Here is a 15,814-nt window from a genome sequence, read left to right as displayed (position 1 = left end):
CATGCTCGCTCCTCGGATTCGCGGGGCGCCGGGTCGTCGCGCGCGCTGCACATTATCCAGCAGCCGGGGGAATACGGTCGTCGGGGGCGGGCGGCGCCCAGCCGGCGCGCCGCTCCTCGTCCACCCGTGCCGACTCCTGCAGCGAGATGAGGAGGGCGTCGACCCCGTCACGGCGGCGACCGCGGGAGACGATGTTCGACATCCCCCAGGTCACGAAGACCGCCAGGAACACCAGTCCGGCGATGGCTCGGTCACCGCTTGCCCCGTTCAGGAACGTCAGGGCCACGACGGCGACCAGCGCGATCGGCACGAGCCACGCCTCCTGCCGGATCTCCGCGCGGCGTCGTTCCAGCGCCGCGAGCCAGGCGCCGAGGTCCGCGCCCGCCGGGAGCTCGCCGTCCTCGGCGGCCTCCGACACCTCGACCCAGCTGGGGGTGCGGGCCCAGCGCCGGCCCTGGATGCGTCGCGAGCCGATCATCAGCGCGCCGAACACGAGCGCGAGGCCGGCGCGGAGGAGCAGCGCGAAGCCGACCTCGTTCCACCCGGCGAAGTCGATGAGTGTCAGGAAGCCGAAGTACAGGACGGCGACGGCGAGCACCTGCACGACCGCGGGCGCGTCCGCCCACGCGCGGCGGATCCGCCGGAACAGCGGCTGCGGGCGGTCGGGTGCGGTCGGGGTCATGCGGCCTCCTCGGGTGCGGCGGATGCGCGCACGTCGCCGGAGGAGGATCCCCCCGGCATCCGCGTCCCACCCTACGCAGGGGCCGTGCGAGGCTTGACGCGGGCGGTACCATCCCGATCCGTCGGGCCGCCGCCCTCCCCGTCCCGCTCCGCGCCCGCCCGTCGGCGCTCCCGTCCCGGAGGTGCCGTGCTCGAGATCGCCGTGGAGGTGCTCGACGCCCTCGCGGATGGCCGTCGCCTCGCCGTCGCGTGCGTCACCGACGTGCTCGGCAGCGCCCCGCGGACGGCGGGCACGGCGATGGCGGTCGACGACCGGGGCCGCGTGATCGGATCCATCTCCGGCGGCTGCGTCGAGGGAGCCGTCGTCGAGGTGGCCCACGGCGTGCTCGACGACGGGGTGCCCGCGCCCACGTCCTTCGGCGTCAGCGACGACGACGCCTTCCAGGTCGGGCTCACCTGCGGCGGCCGGATCGGGGTGGTCGTCGTCGAGGTCGCCCCCGCGGGCGACGCGCGGTCGCCGATCCCCGCCGCGGTGCACGCCGCCCTCGAGGACGCGCGCGCCGGCCGCGCCGCGTCGCTCGCGCTCGTGCTGGAGGGGCCGGCCGTCGGCGCGTGGATCACGAGCGTCCCCGACGCCGCGGTGGACGCGGCCGTGGGCGCCGACCCCGCCCGCCGGATCCGCGCCGAGCTCGCCGCCCGCCTCGCCGCCGGCCGCTCGGGCACCACGGAGGTCGACTGCGCCGACGGGCCCCTGCGCGTCCTGCACCTCGTGGCCGCGCCGCCGCCCCGCCTGCTCGTCTTCGGCGCCGTCGACTTCTCCGCCGCCCTCGCCGACGCGGCCGCGCTCCTCGGCTACCGGGTCACGGTGTGCGACGCCCGTCCGGCCTTCGCGACCCGCGCGCGATTCCCGTCGGCGCACGAGGTCGTCGCCGAGTGGCCCGACGAGTACCTCGCGCGCACCGAGGTCGACGCCCGCACCGTGATCTGCGTGCTCACCCACGACGACCGCTTCGACGTGCCGCTGCTCGTCGCAGCGCTCCGCCTGCCGGTCGAGTTCGTCGGCGCGATGGGATCCCGCGCCACCGACGTGCGCCGCAGGGCGCTGCTCGTCGAGGAGGGCCTGACGGAGGCCGAGCTCGCGCGCCTGCGCTCGCCCATCGGCCTCGACATCGGCGCGTCGACGCCCGAGGAGACGGCGGTGTCGATCCTCGCGGAGGTGCTCGCCGCGCGCGCCGGTGCCGCCGGCGCGCCGCTGACGACGACCACCGGACCGATCCACAAGGAGAGAGCATGACCGCCGCCGCGTCCGCCGCCCCCGCCCAGCCCGGCCTCGCTCGCCGCCTGGGCCTCCTCGACGCCACCGTGCTCGGCCTGGGCGCGATGATCGGCGCCGGGATCTTCGCGGTCATGCCCGCCGCCGCCCGCGCAGCCGGCGGCGGCCTCCTCGTCGGCCTCGCGATCGCAGCGGTCGTCGCGTTCTGCAACGCCACGGCGTCCGCGCAGCTCGCCGCCCGCTACCCGTCGTCCGGCGGCTCGTACCTCTACGGCCGCGAGCGGCTCGGGGAGTGGCCGGGCTTCCTCGCGGGCTGGTCGTTCGTCATCGGCAAGACCGCGAGCTGCGCGGCCATGGCCCTCACGTTCGCCGCGTACGCGGTGCCCGCGGCGTGGCAGCGGCCGGTCGCGGCCCTCGCCGTCATCGCGCTGTCGGTCGTCGGCTGCCTCGGCGTGACCCGCACGGCCCGGCTCGCGCGCGTGATCATCGCGGTGGTCCTCGCCGTCATCGCGCTCGTGCTGGTCGCCGGCCTCGTCGCGGGCGGGCGGACCGCGGGCGTGGGCCCGATCGCGGGAGTCGTCGAAACGACGCCCTACGGCGTCCTCCAGTCGGCCGGGCTGCTGTTCTTCGCGTTCGCGGGCTACGCGCGCATCGCGACCATGGGGGAGGAGGTGCGGGATCCGGCGCGCACCATCCCGCGCGCGATCCTGCTGGCGCTCGGCGGCGCGCTCGTCGTCTACGCGCTCGTGGCCGCGACGCTCCTCGGGGTGCTGGGGGAGGCGCGGCTCGGGGGATCGACCGCGCCGCTCGCCGACGTCGTGCGTTACGCGGGCTGGGGGTGGGCGGTGCCGGTCGTCGGCGTCGGGGCCGCGGCCGCGTGCCTCGGCGCGCTGCTCGCGCTCCTCGCGGGGATCGGGCGCACCTCGCTCGCGATGGCGCGCGAGGGCGACCTGCCGCGCGCGCTCGCCGTCGTGCACCCGCGGTACCGGGTGCCGCAGCGGGCCGAGATCGCGGTGGCCGTGATCGTCGTCACCCTGGTCCTGACGGTGGACCTCCGCGGCGTCGTCGGCTTCTCGTCCTTCGGCGTGCTGCTGTACTACGTGGTCGCGAACGCAGCCGCCTTCACGCAGGAACACGCCGATCGCCGGTACCCGCGGGCGCTGCAGGTGCTCGGCGTCGTGGGCTGCCTGGTGCTCGTGGCGACGCTGCCGGGGGCGTCCATCGCCGTGGGAGTCGGCGTGCTGCTGGTCGGGGTCGTCGGGCGCGCGGTCGTGCTCGTTCGTCGGCGCCGGGCCGCCGCGATGCGCTGATCGCCGCGACCGACGTCGCCCGCTACTCCCGCGTCCCGCGCTCCCCGAGCGTCGTCGGGCTGTCGAACCGCGGCTGCGGGCCGCCGCCGTGGAGGAGCCGCCACACGCGGTCGCGCGACATCGGCAGGTCGTGCGGGCGGATCCCGATCGCGTCCCGCACCGCGTTGGCGAGCGCGGGCGCGACCGGGTTGTAGGGCGCCTCGCTCATCGACTTCGCGCCGTGCGGCCCGTTGTCGTCGTGCGTGGCGGCGAAGAGCACCTCGGTGACGGGCAGGTCGGCGAGCTGGGGGATGTGGTAGTTCCGCAGCACGTCCGTGAGGATCCGCCCCTCGCCGTCGTGCACGACCTCCTCGAACATGGCCGTGCCGATCGCCTGCGCGGTGCCGCCCTCCACCTGGCCGCGCAGCTGCGCGGGGTTGAGCACGGTGCCGGCGTCGACGGCCTGCACGGAGCGGAGGATGCGGACCTCGCCCGTCGCGGGATCCACCGCCACCCGGAACGCGTGCACGTTGAACGCGAGGGAGCGCAGCGCGCCGTCCTCGTGCGCCTGGGCGGAGAGGCCCTCGGGCCCGACCAGCTCGGCGATCGGCACCGCGACGCCGTCCGCGACGAGCGCGTCCGGCGTGAGCGCGAACGCGTCGGCGGCGAGCCCCGTGCGCGCGGCGGCCGCCTCCCGCAGCAGGTCGGCGAGCGCGGTCGCGGCCCCGTGCACGGCCTTGCCCGCGACGACCGTGCCCGCGGATCCGAACGCGCCCGTGTCGTAGCGGGTGACGTCGGTGTCGGACTGGCGGATGCGGATCCGGTCGGGCGTCGTCCCCAGCGCGGTCGCGGCGAGCTGCGCGTGCACGGTGGTGGTGCCGTTGCCGAACTCGGCCGTGCCCACGGACACCGTCACGATCCCGTCCGTAGCCAGCGCCACGGTCACGTCGGCGAAGTGCCCGCGCGGCGGCATGGTCGCGATCATCGCGGCGGCCATGCCCTCGCCCACGAGCCAGCGGTCGCCGGCAGGCACCGGATCCCCGCCGCCGTCGCCCAGCGCCTGCTCGGCGAGGTCGAGGCACTGGTCCAGCCCGTAGCTGCCGCCGAAGCCGAGGTCCGGGCCCTCGGCGTGCGTGATGATCAGCGGGTCGCCCGGCACGACCGCGTTCCGCCGCCGGATCTCGAAGCCCGAGATGCCGAGCCGCCGCGCCAGCTCGTCGAGCGCGGACTCGATCGCGAAGATCACCTGCCCGAGGCCGTAGCCGCGGAACGCGCCCGACGGCAGGTTGTTCGTGTAGACGCTCTGCGCGTCCACCCGCTTGGCCGGCGAGCGGTACAGCGCGATCGACTCGTTGCAGCCGTGGAACATGACGCCAGGCCCGTGGTTGCCGTACGCGCCCGTGTCGCTCAGCACGTCGACCGCGAGCGCCGTGAGCACGCCGTCGGCCGTCGCGCCGACCGTGACGCCCACCCGCATCGGGTGCCGGGCGGGGGAGAGCGTGAACTCGTCCGACCGGGTGAACTCCAGCTGCACCGGGCGCCCGGTCGCGAGCACGGCGAGGGTGACGACGTCCTCGGTGAGGATCTCCTGCTTGCCGCCGAACCCGCCGCCGACGCGCGCCGTGAAGACGCGCACCTGATCCGGCGTGAGCTCGAACAGCCGGCAGATCTCGCGCTGCACGAGGAACGGGACCTGCGAGCTGGTGCGGAGGACCAGGCGGCCCTCCTCCATCCAGCCGATGGTCGCGTGCGTCTCGAGATGCGTGTGCGCGACGCGGTGCGTCGACCACGTGCCGGTCACGACCTCGTCGGCGCGGGCGAGCCCGGCCGCCACGTCGCCGTGCTCGCCGTGCATCTCCGCGACGACGTTGCGCTGCGGGTCGGCGAGGCGCGAGACGGCGGGATCCTTGTCGCCGTGCACGAGCGGAGCGCCCGGCCGCCTCGCCTCCTCGGGGTCGAAGACGGCGGGCAGCACCTCGTAGTCGACGCGCACCAGGCGCACGGCGGCCTCCGCGATTCCGATGTCGTCGGCGATCACCGCCGCGACGCGCTGCCCGCGGAAGCGCACGACGTCGTCGAACACGCGGCTGTCGTCGGGGTCGTCGAAGCGGTCCTCGTGCCGGGCGGACGAGTAGAGCGTGGCGGGGGAGTCGTGGTGGGTGAGCACCGCGTGCACGCCCGGCAGCGCGAGCGCCTCCGAGGTGTCGATGGAGCGGATGCGCGCGTGCGGGTGCGGGCTCCGCACCAGGCTCGCGTGCAGCAGGCCGGGGATCGCGACGTCGAGCGTGTACGGCTCGAGGCCGCTGACGACGCGCTCGCTCGCGGGGGCGTGCAGCGACGTGCCGACGCGGCCGGTCTGGGCGCGCTCGGCGGCGCGGGCGTCGTCGGCCGTCGCGGCGGACCCGGCTGCGGTGGGGGCGGATCCCGTCGCCCGCACCGGCCCCAGCCCCTCGGGCCGCGCCCCGCCGCAGCCCTCGGCGTGCGCGTGGTCCGCGCCGCCGTGCTCCCCGCGGATCGCCTCGTCGATCGCCCGGTACCCGGTGCACCGGCAGAGGCTGCTCTTCATCAGCCGCGGCAGGTCGTCGAGGTCGTCGTCTCCGAGCGACGCCGCCGTGACGACCATCCCGGGCGTGCAGAACCCGCACTGGAACCCGGCCGCCTCCACGAACCGCTCCTGCACCGGATGCAGGTCGCCCGGGGTCCCGAGCCCCGCCGCGGTCGTGACCTCGCGGCCCGCCGCCCGGAACGCCGGCAGGATGCACGAGTGCACGGCCTCGCCGTCGAGGAGCACGGAGCACGCCCCGCAGTCGCCCGAGTCGCAGCCCTTCTTCACGCTGAACACCTCGTGCGCGCGCAGCCAGGTGCGCAGGCTCTGGCCGGGCGCCGGCTCTCCCGGGATCTCGCGGCCGTCCACGGTCATGCTCACGGGCGTGCTCCTGCCGTCGTCGTGATGGCGGCGCCGGGCGGGGTGCCGCGCTCGCCGGATGCCGGCCCGTCGCCGGAGCCGGCCGCATCGCCCGCCAGCTCCGCGCGGATCTCCTCCGCCAGCAGCGCGCTCACCGCGCGGCGCCAGTCGGCGGCACCGTGCGCATCGGTGAACCAGGATCCGATCGCCCGCACGTCGTCGGCGAGCGCCGCGGCGGCCGGCAGCGCGGGGTAGCGCAGCAGCTCGGGCCGGAGCGTCGCGCCCGTGACGGTGAGCGTGAACGCGCCGTCCTCGTCGAGCCGGCCGATCACCACGGACCCGGACCGGCCGATGGGCGACAGCGCGATCTTGCGGAAGGCCGTCCGGGCACGCAGCGACGCCGCCGGCACGTGGATCGACCGCAGCACGTCGCCCGGGCGGAGCGCGGTGGTCCGGTCCCCGGTCACGAGCTCGGCCACGGGCATCCGCTCGTCGTGCGCCGGTCCGTCGGCGGTGGCGGCCCGCCAGATGAGCGCGTCGGCGTCGAGCGCGGAGGCGAGCGCCGTCATCGGCCCCGCGGGCAGCGCCGAGCAGATGTTCCCGCCCACGGTCGCGACCCGCCAGATCTTCGTCGACCCGAACAGCGCCGTGCACGCCCGCAGGAACAGCGGGTGCGCCGCCCAGCCGTCGCGCGGCGCGATCCCGGCGACCTCCGCGATGGTGCACGTCGCGGCGATCTCGAGCCCGTCGTCCGTGACCACGAGCGGCTCCCAGCCGAGCGCCTGCAGGTCGACCAGCCCGGTGAGGTGCGGGTGCGGCTCGGCGAAGATCCCGGATCCGCCCGCGAGCGCGGCCACGCTCGGCCCCAGGGCGGCGAGGTCGTCGCGCGTCCGGGCGGGCACGACGGAGCGGACGGTGGGCTGGTCCATGGGTCTCCTCTGAGGGCGTCCCGGTCGACGGCCGCGGGTCCTCCGGGGGAGCACGGGCGTGCGCGGGGGTGTGACAGCGATCCTCGCATCCGCCGGGCGCCGCCCCCGCCCGCGCGCCCCCGAGTTGCCGCCGCCGGGACGCGCTGCCACGCTCGGGTCGAGACCCGGGGAGACCATGAGCATCCGCACCACCGCCAGCGCACCCCGTGCCCTCCGCCGATCCCGCGGTCGCGCCGCTCTCGCCGCGACCGGATCCGCGCTCGCCGCGTCCCTGCTCCTCGCCGGATGCGCGTCCGCCCCCGACGGCCCGCCCGCCCCGCCGTTCGACGCCGTCGCCCTGCCACCCGAGGCGCCGACCGCGGTCCCGGACCAGCGCGTCGCCGCGGGCGAGGTCGTCGCCCTCGCGAGCGCGGACGCCGACGGCGCCGCGGGGCCGGTAGTCGCCACCTCCGTGCTGGGCGTCGCCGAGGGCCGGCCCTCCTACTGGTCCGGCTTCGAGGACGGCGCGCGCTTCGCCGACCGGATCCCGTACTTCGCGTTCGTCCAGACGCGCTGGCTCGAGGGCGAGCGCGGCCCCGCCAACGGTCCGGTGCTCCGCCCCTTCCTCGCCGACGGCACCGAGGTCGACATCATCCAGCGCCAGGTCGGCGGCGTCAGCGCGTCCGCGGAGTGCCCGTACGAGATGCCCGTCCTCCGCTCGGACGACGGCCACGCCGCCGAGGAGCACCTCGAGTGCGTCGTCTACGCCGTGCCCGTCGGCCAGGAGCTCGCCGAGCTGCGCTGGCACGACGTCCCGCGCACCGTCCTCGAGACGCCGGATCCCGCGACGCACCCGTTCCTCGCGGCGCCCGTCGTCTGGGAGGTCGACGCCCTGCCGGCCGCAGAGGCCACCGCCGAGGCCGAGGGATGACGGCACCGCGCCGCGCGCGCCGCGAGCTCCGGGCCGCCGCCGTGCTGCTGCTCGTCCAGGGCGTGCTCATGGAGGGCCTGGTCGCCGTGGGGCTCGTCGTCCTGCTCGCGCTCGGGATCCCGCAGGCCGCCATCACGGACCACGCCGAGGTCTTCGCGCTGCCGTACCTCCGCGAGAACCTCTACCCGATGATGGCGATGAGCGGGATCTTCGCCGCCCTCCGCATCACCGCGGCCGTCGGCCTCTGGCGCGACCGGCTCTGGGGCCTCGCCCTCGCCTGCGCCATGTGCGTCGTCACGCTCGTCCTGATGGTGTTCCTGCTGCCCGCGGGGCTCCTCGACGGCGTGCTCTCGGGGACGGCCCTCGTGCTCCTCCTGCACGCGCGGCTCGGGCGCGACGCGACGGGCGCGGTGCGCTCAGCGCTGAGCCCGCCCGATCGCGCCTGATCCGCCGAGAGCCCCCGACCGGGGGCGCGCACCCGCGCTCGGTAGAATGATCCGTCGCCACCCGTCGGGTCAGGCGGCCGCACCAGGCACACGAGAAGCACCAAGGGGATGATCCATGGCGGGCAGCGCACGGCAGTTCAACGTAGCGCTCGAGCCGACGGTCGATCCCGCCACCAGCGAGGAGGAGTTCTCCCGCCAGGACGACGCGGTCGCCCCCGCCCCCGCCACGTGGCCCACCACGCACCACCGCCCCGACGTCGTCGTCCGCAAGGGCCTCGCCACGCTCGTCAACCGCACGCTCACGCCGCACCAGGCGCTCGTGACCGACCTGCTCTTCATCCGGGACGCGCTGCTCGCGACCGGCATCGACTTCTGGCTCATCCGCGGCAACGACGAGCGCCCCGTCATCGCGATCGACGTGCAGAACCGCGACACCGTGGTCCGCGCCCTCGTCGCCGCGTGCGCCGACGAGCCGCTGTACGCCAAGACGGTCGACGGGCGCCGCCGCCCGCCGCTGCTCGTCGCCGACGGCCGCCTCACCGACAACCCCGATGCCGGGATCTTCCGCCTCTACCGCCCGCGCATCGAGCCGGTGGGCCTCCTGGCCTACGGCGCGTCCACCGCGGTCGAGCTGCAGTTCTTCCGCTTCGAGGGCGAGACCATCGTCTGGCCGGTCGAGAACTCGCTCACGCGCGAGATCCTGCCCGCCGCCGAGGTCGTGCCCACCACGGTGGAGATGTACGGCCACGAGTGGAAGACGCTCCGCGGCATGTTCGACGCGCAGGCGTCCGACATCACCTTCGACATCGACATGGTCTTCTCCTGGGTCGACGGCAACGACCCGGAGTTCCAGAAGCGCCGCGCCGAGCGCATGAAGGACGTCGTGGTCGGCGAGGGCGACGACTCCGAGGCCCGCTTCCGCCAGATCGACGAGCTCAAGTACGCGCTGCGCTCCGTCTACCTGTTCGCGCCGTGGGTGCGCCGGATCTTCATCGTCACCGACTCCCCGAAGCCGTCGTGGCTGGCCGACCACCCCGGCGTCACGTTCGTGCGCAGCGAGGAGTTCTTCACGGATCCCGCCGGGCTGCCCACGCACAACTCGCAGGCCGTCGAGTCGCAGCTCCAGCACATCCCGGGCCTCAGCGAGCACTTCCTCTACTCGAACGACGACATGTTCTTCGGCCGTCCCGTGCAGCCGGGCATGTTCTTCTCGCCCGGCGGGATCACCAAGTTCATCGAGGCGTCGACCCGCATCGGCCTCGGCGACAACGACTCCGACCGCAGCGGCTTCGAGAACTCGGCGCGCGTCAACCGGCGCCTGCTCATGGACCGCTTCGGCCGCCTCATCACGCGCCACCTCGAGCACGCGGCCACGCCGCTGCGCAAGAGCGTGCTGCTGGAGCTCGAGCAGGAGTTCGCGGAGGACTTCCACCGCACGCAGCTCAGCCGCTTCCGCTCCAGCACCGACATCTCGGTCACCAACTCGCTGTACCACTACTACGCGCAGATGACCGCGCGCGCGGTGCAGCAGGAGAACGCCAAGGTCGCCTACGTCGACACGACGTCGCGCGCGGGCCTCGACATGCTGCCCGGCCTCCTGAAGCGCCGCTCGCAGGACTTCTTCTGCCTCAACGACGGGTCCTTCCCCGAGGTCCCGGCCGACGAGCGCCAGGAGCGCGTGCAGGACTTCCTCGAGCGCTACTACGGCATCCCGGCGCCGTGGGAGGCCGAGGTCGCGGAGGCCGGGGCCGACCCGGCCGCACCCGCCGGCTAGTGGTCGCGGGCAGCCCCGCCGACCGCACCCCCTACGAGGTCCTCGGCGTGGATCCCGCGGCCGGCACCGCGACCCTCCGCGCCGCGTACCGTCGCCTGCTCCGGGTGACGCACCCCGACACGGGCGGCGAGGCGCACCTCTTCCACGCCGTGCAGGACGCGTGGGCGCTCGTCGGGGATCCGGCCGACCGCGCCTCGTACGACCGCGGCCGGGGCGGCGTCGGCGCCACCGACGAGCCGCTCGGCCCGGACGACGGCTACGCGCCCGCACCCGGATCCGGCACGCGCCTGGGCGCCACCGTCCTGGGGGTCGCCGGAGCCCTCGCGCGCGAGCACTACGTGGCGCGCGTCCGCGGGTGGATCGGTGTCGCGCCCGACGAGGAGCTGGCCGTGGATCCGTGGTCGGCCGAGCTCGTCCGCCGCGCCCCGCGCGACGTCCGCTGGCTGCTCGCGAAGGCCATCGCCGAGGAGGCGACCGCGCGGGCCGCCGCCTCGCTCGGCATGGGCGCGACGATCTTCCACGACGTCCGCCCGCTCACCGGCGCGGGCAAGATCGACCACGTCGTGCTCGCGCCCGCGGGCCTGTTCGCGCTGAGCTCCGAGGACTGGGGCGCCGAGGTGCAGCTGGTGCGCGGCGAGCTGCAGCCGCGCCGACCGGATCCCGACGGCGCGTTCGCGGCGGGCGACGAGCCGGTCGCGTGGCTGGCGCGCGCGGCCCGCGCCCTCGCGGAGTCGGTGGGCGTCAGGTTCGCCGCCGCGGTCGTCGTGGTGCCCGACGCGGCGCTCGCGCAGCCGGTCGATGCGGTCGAGCGCGGCCCGCATCGCGGTGCCCTCGTCGTCCGCCGCTCGGTCCTGCCGATCCTGCTGCGCGACGGCATCTCGGACGAGGCGCGCCTCAGCGTCGCCGACCCCTACGCCGTGCGCGCCCTCCTCCGCGAGCGGCTGACGCTGCTGGGGCCCGCCGCGGACTGACGGCACGAGGGCCCGCCGCGACGATCGCGGCGGGCCCTCGGGCGGTGCGGGTGGATCAGACGGGCAGGTCGGTGGGGGCGTCGCCCGCTCCCGCTCCGGTGTCGGCCGCGTCCTCGTCGGATCCGAGGGAGTCGCCGCCGCTGGACAGGCCGCCGTCGCCGGGCGCCTCGTCGTCGTCGACGTGCTGGATGCTCTCGCCGTCCGGCACCGTGCCGCCGACGCTCGCGTCGGAGTCGGCCTCGCCGGGCATGGACTGCGAGACGCCGGGGGCGCCCTGGACGGTGGACAGGGGATCGATGTCGGAGTCGCTCATCACTCGACCGTACGCCGGAGCCCCGCGCGCGTCAGGCGTGCGGGGCTCCGGTCATGCGGCGGGCGACGGTCAGTCGATGCGCTTCAGACTCTCGAGGCGGCCGAGCAGGTCGCGGTCCTGCGCGTCGAGGTCGCCCTCGGCGGCGACGACGCGGATGGCGGCCTCGAAGTCGAGGTCCTGGTCGTCGGCGACGCCCGCGACGTCGGCCACGACCCAGAGGAAGCTCACGAGCTCGGGGAGGATCTCGGACAGCACGGCGTCCGGGAAGATCGCCGCGGCCTGGCGGAACATGCGGTCGGTGGCCGGGCCGCCGAACGCGTGGTCGAGGTCGGCGACGATGCCGTCGTCCTCGTCGAGGTCGGTGGAGATCCAGTTGGCGACGTGCTCGCCGTCGAGGTGGATCGCGGAGATGAAGAGGGGCTCGCCGCCCGACTCGCTCTCGACGATCTCGGTGATCGTGTAGCCGGCGACGCCGGGAGGCGTGAGAAGGGAGTCGTCATCCATGCGCTCATGCTAGCCGTGGCGGGGCGTCCGGCGAGGCCGGAGTCCCGCGTCCGCGGGCGGATCGGGCCAGGTCGCGCGGGTAGCCTCGTCGGATGACCTCCGCCGCCGATCCCGCGACCTCCGCGGCGACGACGGATGCGGCGACCGACCCGGCCGCGCGCGACCTGTCCGCGGTCCTGGGACCCGCCGCCTGGCGCGACCGGGCCGCCCGCCACGCCGACCGCGCCGACGCCTTCTCCGCGGGCTTCCGCGCGCGCCGCCTGGCCGGCCGCACCCACGAGGTCGACGACTTCCTCTTCACCTACTACCCGCACAAGCCGTCGCTCCTCCGACGCTGGCACCCGGGCGCGGGCGTCGTGCTCGCGGACGCGGCGGGCGACGAGCGCGCGGCCTGGCGCTGGTACGTCGCCGACGACGAGCGCGCACCCGGCGGCGTGCGGGTCGACGCGGCCGGGTACCTCGAGGCGCGCGGATCCACCGCGTCCTTCATCGAGCGGATCCTCGGCCGCACCGCCGCGCGCCCCGGCCGCTTCTCCTGCTTCGGCCTGCACGAGTGGGCGATGGTCTACGGGGTCGGGCCGGGCGAGCAGCGCCACGAGCGGCTGCCGCTGCGCCTCGGATCCGCGGCCACCGACGAGGTCGTCGAGACGCACAAGCTGGCGTGCACGCACATCGACGCCTTCCGCTTCTTCACGCCCGAGGCCGTGCCGCGCAACGCTCTCGCGCCCACGCGCGAGACCCAGCCGGACCTCGAGCAGCCCGGCTGCCTGCACGCCGGCATGGACGTCTACAAGTGGGCCACGAAGCTCGGCCCGCTCGTGCCCGGCGAGCTGCTGCTCGACGCGTTCGAGCTGGCCCGCGACATCCGCTCGCTCGACATGCGCGCGAGCCCGTACGACGTGTCCGGCCTCGGTCTCGAGGCGGTGCGCATCGAGGAGCCCGCGGGCAAGGCGCGCTACGCGGCCGAGCAGCGCGGGTTCGCGGAGAGGTCCAACTCGCTGCGGGCGCGGATCCTCGACGAGCTCGCGCACGCGCGTCGCGCGGCGGCCGCCGGGCTCTAGCGCCCGCGCATCCCCTCGGGGTCGCGCAGCCGCTCGATCTCGCGTCGGTCGCGCTTCGTCGGGCGTCCGGCGCCGCGGTCGCGCACGACCGTCGCGGGCGCGGCGTCGCGCGGGGGAGGCGGGGGAGTGAGGTCGGTCATCGCCTCCGCGGCGATGGCGGGTCCCACGCGCTTCACGAGCGTGCGGCGCACCACGAGGATCCGCTCGGCACCCGCGACGCGGACGCGCACCTCGTCGCCTGGCCGGACCGACTGCGACGCCTTCGCCCGCTCGTCGGCCACCTTCACGTGCCCGGCCCGGCAGGCCGCCGTCGCCTGCGAGCGGGTCTTGTAGATCCGCACGGCCCAGAGCCAGCTGTCCACCCGGACCGCGGCCTGCGCGGCGTCCGCGGCCCGAACGGGAGGCGGGGCGGCGTCGGCGGGCATGCTCCGACCCTAGGCGACGGCTCCCCGGTACGCTGGCCCGAGCATGTCGATCTCCCGCCGCACCCTCCTCACCGCGTCCGTGTCGGGGCTGTCGCTCCTCGGGCTCGCGGCGTGCACGCGGACGACGCCGACGCCCGCGACCGCCACGGCCACCCCCTCCGCGAGGCCGACCCCCACGCCCACCGCGGGCGCGGCCGGCCTCCCGGATCCCGTCGCCTTCGCGCGCTCCGACTGGGCGGGCGACCCGTTCGCGCGCGGATCCGGCAGCTTCCTCCGGCCCGGCGCCACGACCGCCGACCGCGAGGCGCTCGCCCGCCCCATCCAGGACCGGGTGTTCTTCGCCGGCGAGGCCACGAGCGCGGACCGCCCAGGGACGGTCGCCGGCGCGTACGCCTCGGGCCTCCGCGCGGCGGGCGAGGTGGATCGCGCGGGCGCCGGATCCGAGCGCGTCGCGGTCGTCGGCGCGGGCATCGCGGGAACGGCGGCCGCCCGTGCCCTCCGCGACGCCGGGCACGACGTCGTCCTCGTGGAGGCGCGGGCGGACCTCGGCGGACGGATCCGCGCGGCCGGCGGCACGGGCTGGCCGCACCCCGCGGAGCTCGGCGCGCTCTGGATCGCCGCCGACGACGACCACCTGCTCCGCGACGCGATCGAGGCCGCCGGCATCACCCGCTACGGCCTCGCGCTCGTCGCCGAGGACCGCGGTCCCGACGGCGCGGTGCTGGGAGCCTCGAGCGCGGGATCCGACGCCCTCGCCGCCGCGCGCGCCTGGGCCCTCGCGCAGCCGGGAGCCGTGAGCCTCGCCGCGGCCCTGCGCGAGACCGGCGCCGACGCCCTCTCCACCGAGGGTGGCGCCGCGTCGCCCGCCGCCCGCCTCGCCGCGCTCGTCGCCACCGACGTCGCGATCGCCCACGGCGCGGCACCCGACGAGCTCTCGGGCGCCCGCGGCCTCGACGAGCCGGCGCCCGTCGGCAACGTCGCCGTCACGGGCGGCTTCGCGGGCCTCGTGCAGCACCTCCTGCGCGACCAGGACATCGACGTGCTGCGCGAGTCCACCGTCTCGCGCATCGCCTACGGCAACGGCCGGGTGGGGCTGCGGCTCGGATCCGGTGAGTCGCTGTCGGTCGACCGCGTGGTCGTCACCGTGCCGCTCGGCGTGCTGCAGGAGGGCGCGATCGCCTTCGACCCCGCGCTCCCGTCGTCGCACGACATCGCCATCCGCGCGCTCGGCCCCGGCCGCGCGGACCGGATCTGGCTGCGCTTCGCCGAGCCGTTCTGGTCGACGACGGCGACGGTCTGGACGTCCTACGACGAGGACGGCCGCTTCACCCGCTGGTACAACCTCATGCCGGTATCGGGCGAGCCCGTGCTCATGGCCGAGGTGGGCGCGGATGCGGCGGAGCGGATCGCGGCGATGGACGACGAGGCGCTGCGGGCGGCGGCGCTGCGCTCGCTCGCGCCGTTCGCGGATCCCGCGCTCCTCGCGACGGGGACGGCGACCCCGGATCCCGGCCCGAGCGCCGAGCCGACCCCCTAGGCCACGGTGACCGCGGGGCCGTCGCCGAGCGCATCGCGTCGGCCCTCGCTGCGCGCCAGGCGACGCCGTGTCTCGGCCATCTCGTACGGCAGCAGCCAGTGGACGAAGCTGCTGAGCACCTGCTGGGCTCCGTCGCGGTCGACGCCGACGAGGTCGACGATGCGCGCCATCGCGTCCTCGTGGGACTCCGCCCGCGCGAGCGTCGCGCCCAGCGCCTCCAGGTCGGCGCCGGCGGCGAGCCGTGCCCGGTCGGCGGAGATCTGCGTCTCGACGGCGCTGCGTTCGGCGGCCGCTCCGAGAGCGGTGACAGCTCCCGGGACGTGTCGCGCGATCATCGCGGCCGTGACCCGCACCGGCAGCGGGTCGGCCGTGCGGATCCCCAGGGCGGGCATCGTCGCGCGTGCCTCGTGCTCGCCGGGCTCCAGGTCGCTCCACTGCGACGTGGCCACGTGGACGGGCACGCGCGTGCTGTCACCCGGATCCAGCGGCACGGCGCCGGGCGACCCGCCGACGAACGCGAAGTCGATGCCGCGGGCGACGCCGCCGCGCGGCGTCAGGCCGCCGACCGTGTGGAACGAGGCCACGGGCACCCACCGTGCGTCGCCGACGTTGACCACGTCGACCACGAGGGCCTCCGGATCGGGGTCGTCCCGCACCACCGACGGCCAGCGCAGCTCGAGCGCCGGCCCTCGTGCCGCGTCGTCGGGTCGGGCAGCGGAGCGTCCGTCGTCGGTGACCATCCGTCCATGCTGTCACGCGACAGCGGGGCGCCGGAGGGAGCGGCGGCTGCCGTCGT

At 75.9% G+C, this 15,814-nt stretch carries 15 protein-coding genes; 8 read left to right on the top strand and 7 right to left on the bottom strand.

The features are described from left to right. Positions 1–52 precede the first annotated feature (52 nt). The gene (locus KYT88_RS09955) at positions 53–682 is read right to left on the bottom strand and encodes a hypothetical protein (RefSeq protein ID WP_043586400.1); all 630 of its coding nucleotides are present in this window, start codon (positions 680–682) and stop codon (positions 53–55) included. A 186-nt stretch (positions 683–868) separates the two neighbouring features. Here KYT88_RS09955 and KYT88_RS09950 point away from each other — a divergent pair, with 186 nt between their 5' ends. Both KYT88_RS09950 and KYT88_RS09945 read left to right on the top strand, forming a co-directional pair. Then, the gene (locus KYT88_RS09950) at positions 869–1,975 is read left to right on the top strand and encodes an XdhC family protein (protein ID WP_043586402.1); all 1,107 of its coding nucleotides are present in this window, start codon (positions 869–871) and stop codon (positions 1,973–1,975) included. Beyond that, positions 1,972–3,264, top strand: coding sequence for an APC family permease (locus KYT88_RS09945; protein WP_051629354.1), 1,293 nt, complete (start codon positions 1,972–1,974; stop codon positions 3,262–3,264). Before KYT88_RS09950 ends, KYT88_RS09945 begins: the two co-directional genes overlap by 4 nt. Before the next feature lie 22 nt (positions 3,265–3,286). Here the strand turns inward: KYT88_RS09945 and KYT88_RS09940 are convergent, their stop codons facing one another. Both KYT88_RS09940 and KYT88_RS09935 read right to left on the bottom strand, forming a co-directional pair. Further along, positions 3,287–6,169 carry a molybdopterin-dependent oxidoreductase gene (locus tag KYT88_RS09940; protein WP_043586403.1) on the bottom strand — a complete coding sequence of 961 codons (2,883 nt, stop codon included), beginning with the start codon at positions 6,167–6,169 and terminating at the stop codon, positions 3,287–3,289. Continuing rightward, positions 6,166–7,077: an FAD binding domain-containing protein gene (locus KYT88_RS09935; RefSeq protein ID WP_043586405.1), complete on the bottom strand. Its 912-nt coding sequence runs from the start codon at positions 7,075–7,077 to the stop codon at positions 6,166–6,168. Before KYT88_RS09935 ends, KYT88_RS09940 begins: the two co-directional genes overlap by 4 nt. Before the next feature lie 175 nt (positions 7,078–7,252). On the opposite strand from KYT88_RS09935, the gene KYT88_RS09930 reads away from it, so the two are divergent. From KYT88_RS09930 to KYT88_RS09915, 4 genes are all read left to right on the top strand, one after another. Next, positions 7,253–7,987 (top strand): hypothetical protein, encoded by a 735-nt coding sequence (locus KYT88_RS09930; RefSeq protein WP_043586408.1) that lies wholly within the window; start codon positions 7,253–7,255, stop codon positions 7,985–7,987. Further along, positions 7,984–8,433, top strand: coding sequence for a hypothetical protein (locus KYT88_RS09925; protein WP_051629355.1), 450 nt, complete (start codon positions 7,984–7,986; stop codon positions 8,431–8,433). The genes KYT88_RS09930 and KYT88_RS09925 overlap by 4 nt, the downstream gene beginning before the upstream one ends. A 115-nt stretch (positions 8,434–8,548) precedes the next feature. After that, positions 8,549–10,207: a stealth family protein gene (locus KYT88_RS09920; protein WP_043586409.1), complete on the top strand. Its 1,659-nt coding sequence runs from the start codon at positions 8,549–8,551 to the stop codon at positions 10,205–10,207. Next, entirely contained in the window at positions 10,207–11,178 is a 972-nt protein-coding gene (locus KYT88_RS09915) for a J domain-containing protein (RefSeq protein ID WP_043586411.1), read from the top strand. The genes KYT88_RS09920 and KYT88_RS09915 overlap by 1 nt, the downstream gene beginning before the upstream one ends. A 55-nt stretch (positions 11,179–11,233) precedes the next feature. Here KYT88_RS09915 and KYT88_RS09910 read toward each other — a convergent pair whose 3' ends face one another. Both KYT88_RS09910 and KYT88_RS09905 read right to left on the bottom strand, forming a co-directional pair. Further along, positions 11,234–11,491, bottom strand: a complete 258-nt coding sequence (locus tag KYT88_RS09910) for a hypothetical protein (RefSeq protein ID WP_043586413.1) — start codon at positions 11,489–11,491, stop codon at positions 11,234–11,236. Between the two features lie 69 nt (positions 11,492–11,560). Beyond that, complete coding sequence (locus tag KYT88_RS09905; protein WP_012038592.1) at positions 11,561–11,995, bottom strand: hypothetical protein; 435 nt, start codon at positions 11,993–11,995, stop codon at positions 11,561–11,563. A gap of 92 nt (positions 11,996–12,087) precedes the next feature. Between KYT88_RS09905 and KYT88_RS09900 the strand changes: the two genes are divergently transcribed. Then, positions 12,088–13,056, top strand: a complete 969-nt coding sequence (locus KYT88_RS09900; RefSeq protein ID WP_043586416.1) for a hypothetical protein — start codon at positions 12,088–12,090, stop codon at positions 13,054–13,056. Here the strand turns inward: KYT88_RS09900 and KYT88_RS09895 are convergent. Further along, positions 13,053–13,481: an RNA-binding S4 domain-containing protein gene (locus KYT88_RS09895; protein WP_043586418.1), complete on the bottom strand. Its 429-nt coding sequence runs from the start codon at positions 13,479–13,481 to the stop codon at positions 13,053–13,055. The two genes, KYT88_RS09900 and KYT88_RS09895, sit on opposite strands and share 4 nt — an antisense overlap. Before the next feature lie 43 nt (positions 13,482–13,524). Here KYT88_RS09895 and KYT88_RS09890 point away from each other — a divergent pair, with 43 nt between their 5' ends. Next, positions 13,525–15,018, top strand: a complete 1,494-nt coding sequence (locus tag KYT88_RS09890; RefSeq protein WP_043586420.1) for a flavin monoamine oxidase family protein — start codon at positions 13,525–13,527, stop codon at positions 15,016–15,018. Here KYT88_RS09890 and KYT88_RS09885 read toward each other — a convergent pair. After that, complete coding sequence (locus KYT88_RS09885; protein WP_043586422.1) at positions 15,015–15,758, bottom strand: hypothetical protein; 744 nt, start codon at positions 15,756–15,758, stop codon at positions 15,015–15,017. The genes KYT88_RS09890 and KYT88_RS09885 overlap by 4 nt on opposite strands. Between the last annotated feature and the right edge of the window lie 56 nt (positions 15,759–15,814).

The organism is Clavibacter sp. A6099, from assembly GCF_021919125.1.
In the GTDB taxonomy this organism is placed as follows: domain Bacteria; phylum Actinomycetota; class Actinomycetes; order Actinomycetales; family Microbacteriaceae; genus Clavibacter; species Clavibacter seminis.
The sequence above is the reverse complement of the archived record's forward strand: the minus strand, read 5'-3'. Positions and strand labels throughout refer to the sequence as shown.

Coding starts and splice junctions, on each gene's coding strand:
- KYT88_RS09900 (WP_043586416.1), top strand. CDS start 12,088: ATGACCTCCGCCGCCGATCCCGCGACCTCCGCGGCGACGACGGATGCG.
- KYT88_RS09935 (WP_043586405.1), bottom strand. CDS start 7,077: ATGGACCAGCCCACCGTCCGCTCCGTCGTGCCCGCCCGGACGCGCGAC.
- KYT88_RS09885 (WP_043586422.1), bottom strand. CDS start 15,758: ATGGTCACCGACGACGGACGCTCCGCTGCCCGACCCGACGACGCGGCA.
- KYT88_RS09920 (WP_043586409.1), top strand. CDS start 8,549: ATGGCGGGCAGCGCACGGCAGTTCAACGTAGCGCTCGAGCCGACGGTC.
- KYT88_RS09955 (WP_043586400.1), bottom strand. CDS start 682: ATGACCCCGACCGCACCCGACCGCCCGCAGCCGCTGTTCCGGCGGATC.
- KYT88_RS09905 (WP_012038592.1), bottom strand. CDS start 11,995: ATGGATGACGACTCCCTTCTCACGCCTCCCGGCGTCGCCGGCTACACG.
- KYT88_RS09925 (WP_051629355.1), top strand. CDS start 7,984: ATGACGGCACCGCGCCGCGCGCGCCGCGAGCTCCGGGCCGCCGCCGTG.
- KYT88_RS09945 (WP_051629354.1), top strand. CDS start 1,972: ATGACCGCCGCCGCGTCCGCCGCCCCCGCCCAGCCCGGCCTCGCTCGC.
- KYT88_RS09910 (WP_043586413.1), bottom strand. CDS start 11,491: ATGAGCGACTCCGACATCGATCCCCTGTCCACCGTCCAGGGCGCCCCC.
- KYT88_RS09930 (WP_043586408.1), top strand. CDS start 7,253: ATGAGCATCCGCACCACCGCCAGCGCACCCCGTGCCCTCCGCCGATCC.
- KYT88_RS09895 (WP_043586418.1), bottom strand. CDS start 13,481: ATGCCCGCCGACGCCGCCCCGCCTCCCGTTCGGGCCGCGGACGCCGCG.
- KYT88_RS09890 (WP_043586420.1), top strand. CDS start 13,525: ATGTCGATCTCCCGCCGCACCCTCCTCACCGCGTCCGTGTCGGGGCTG.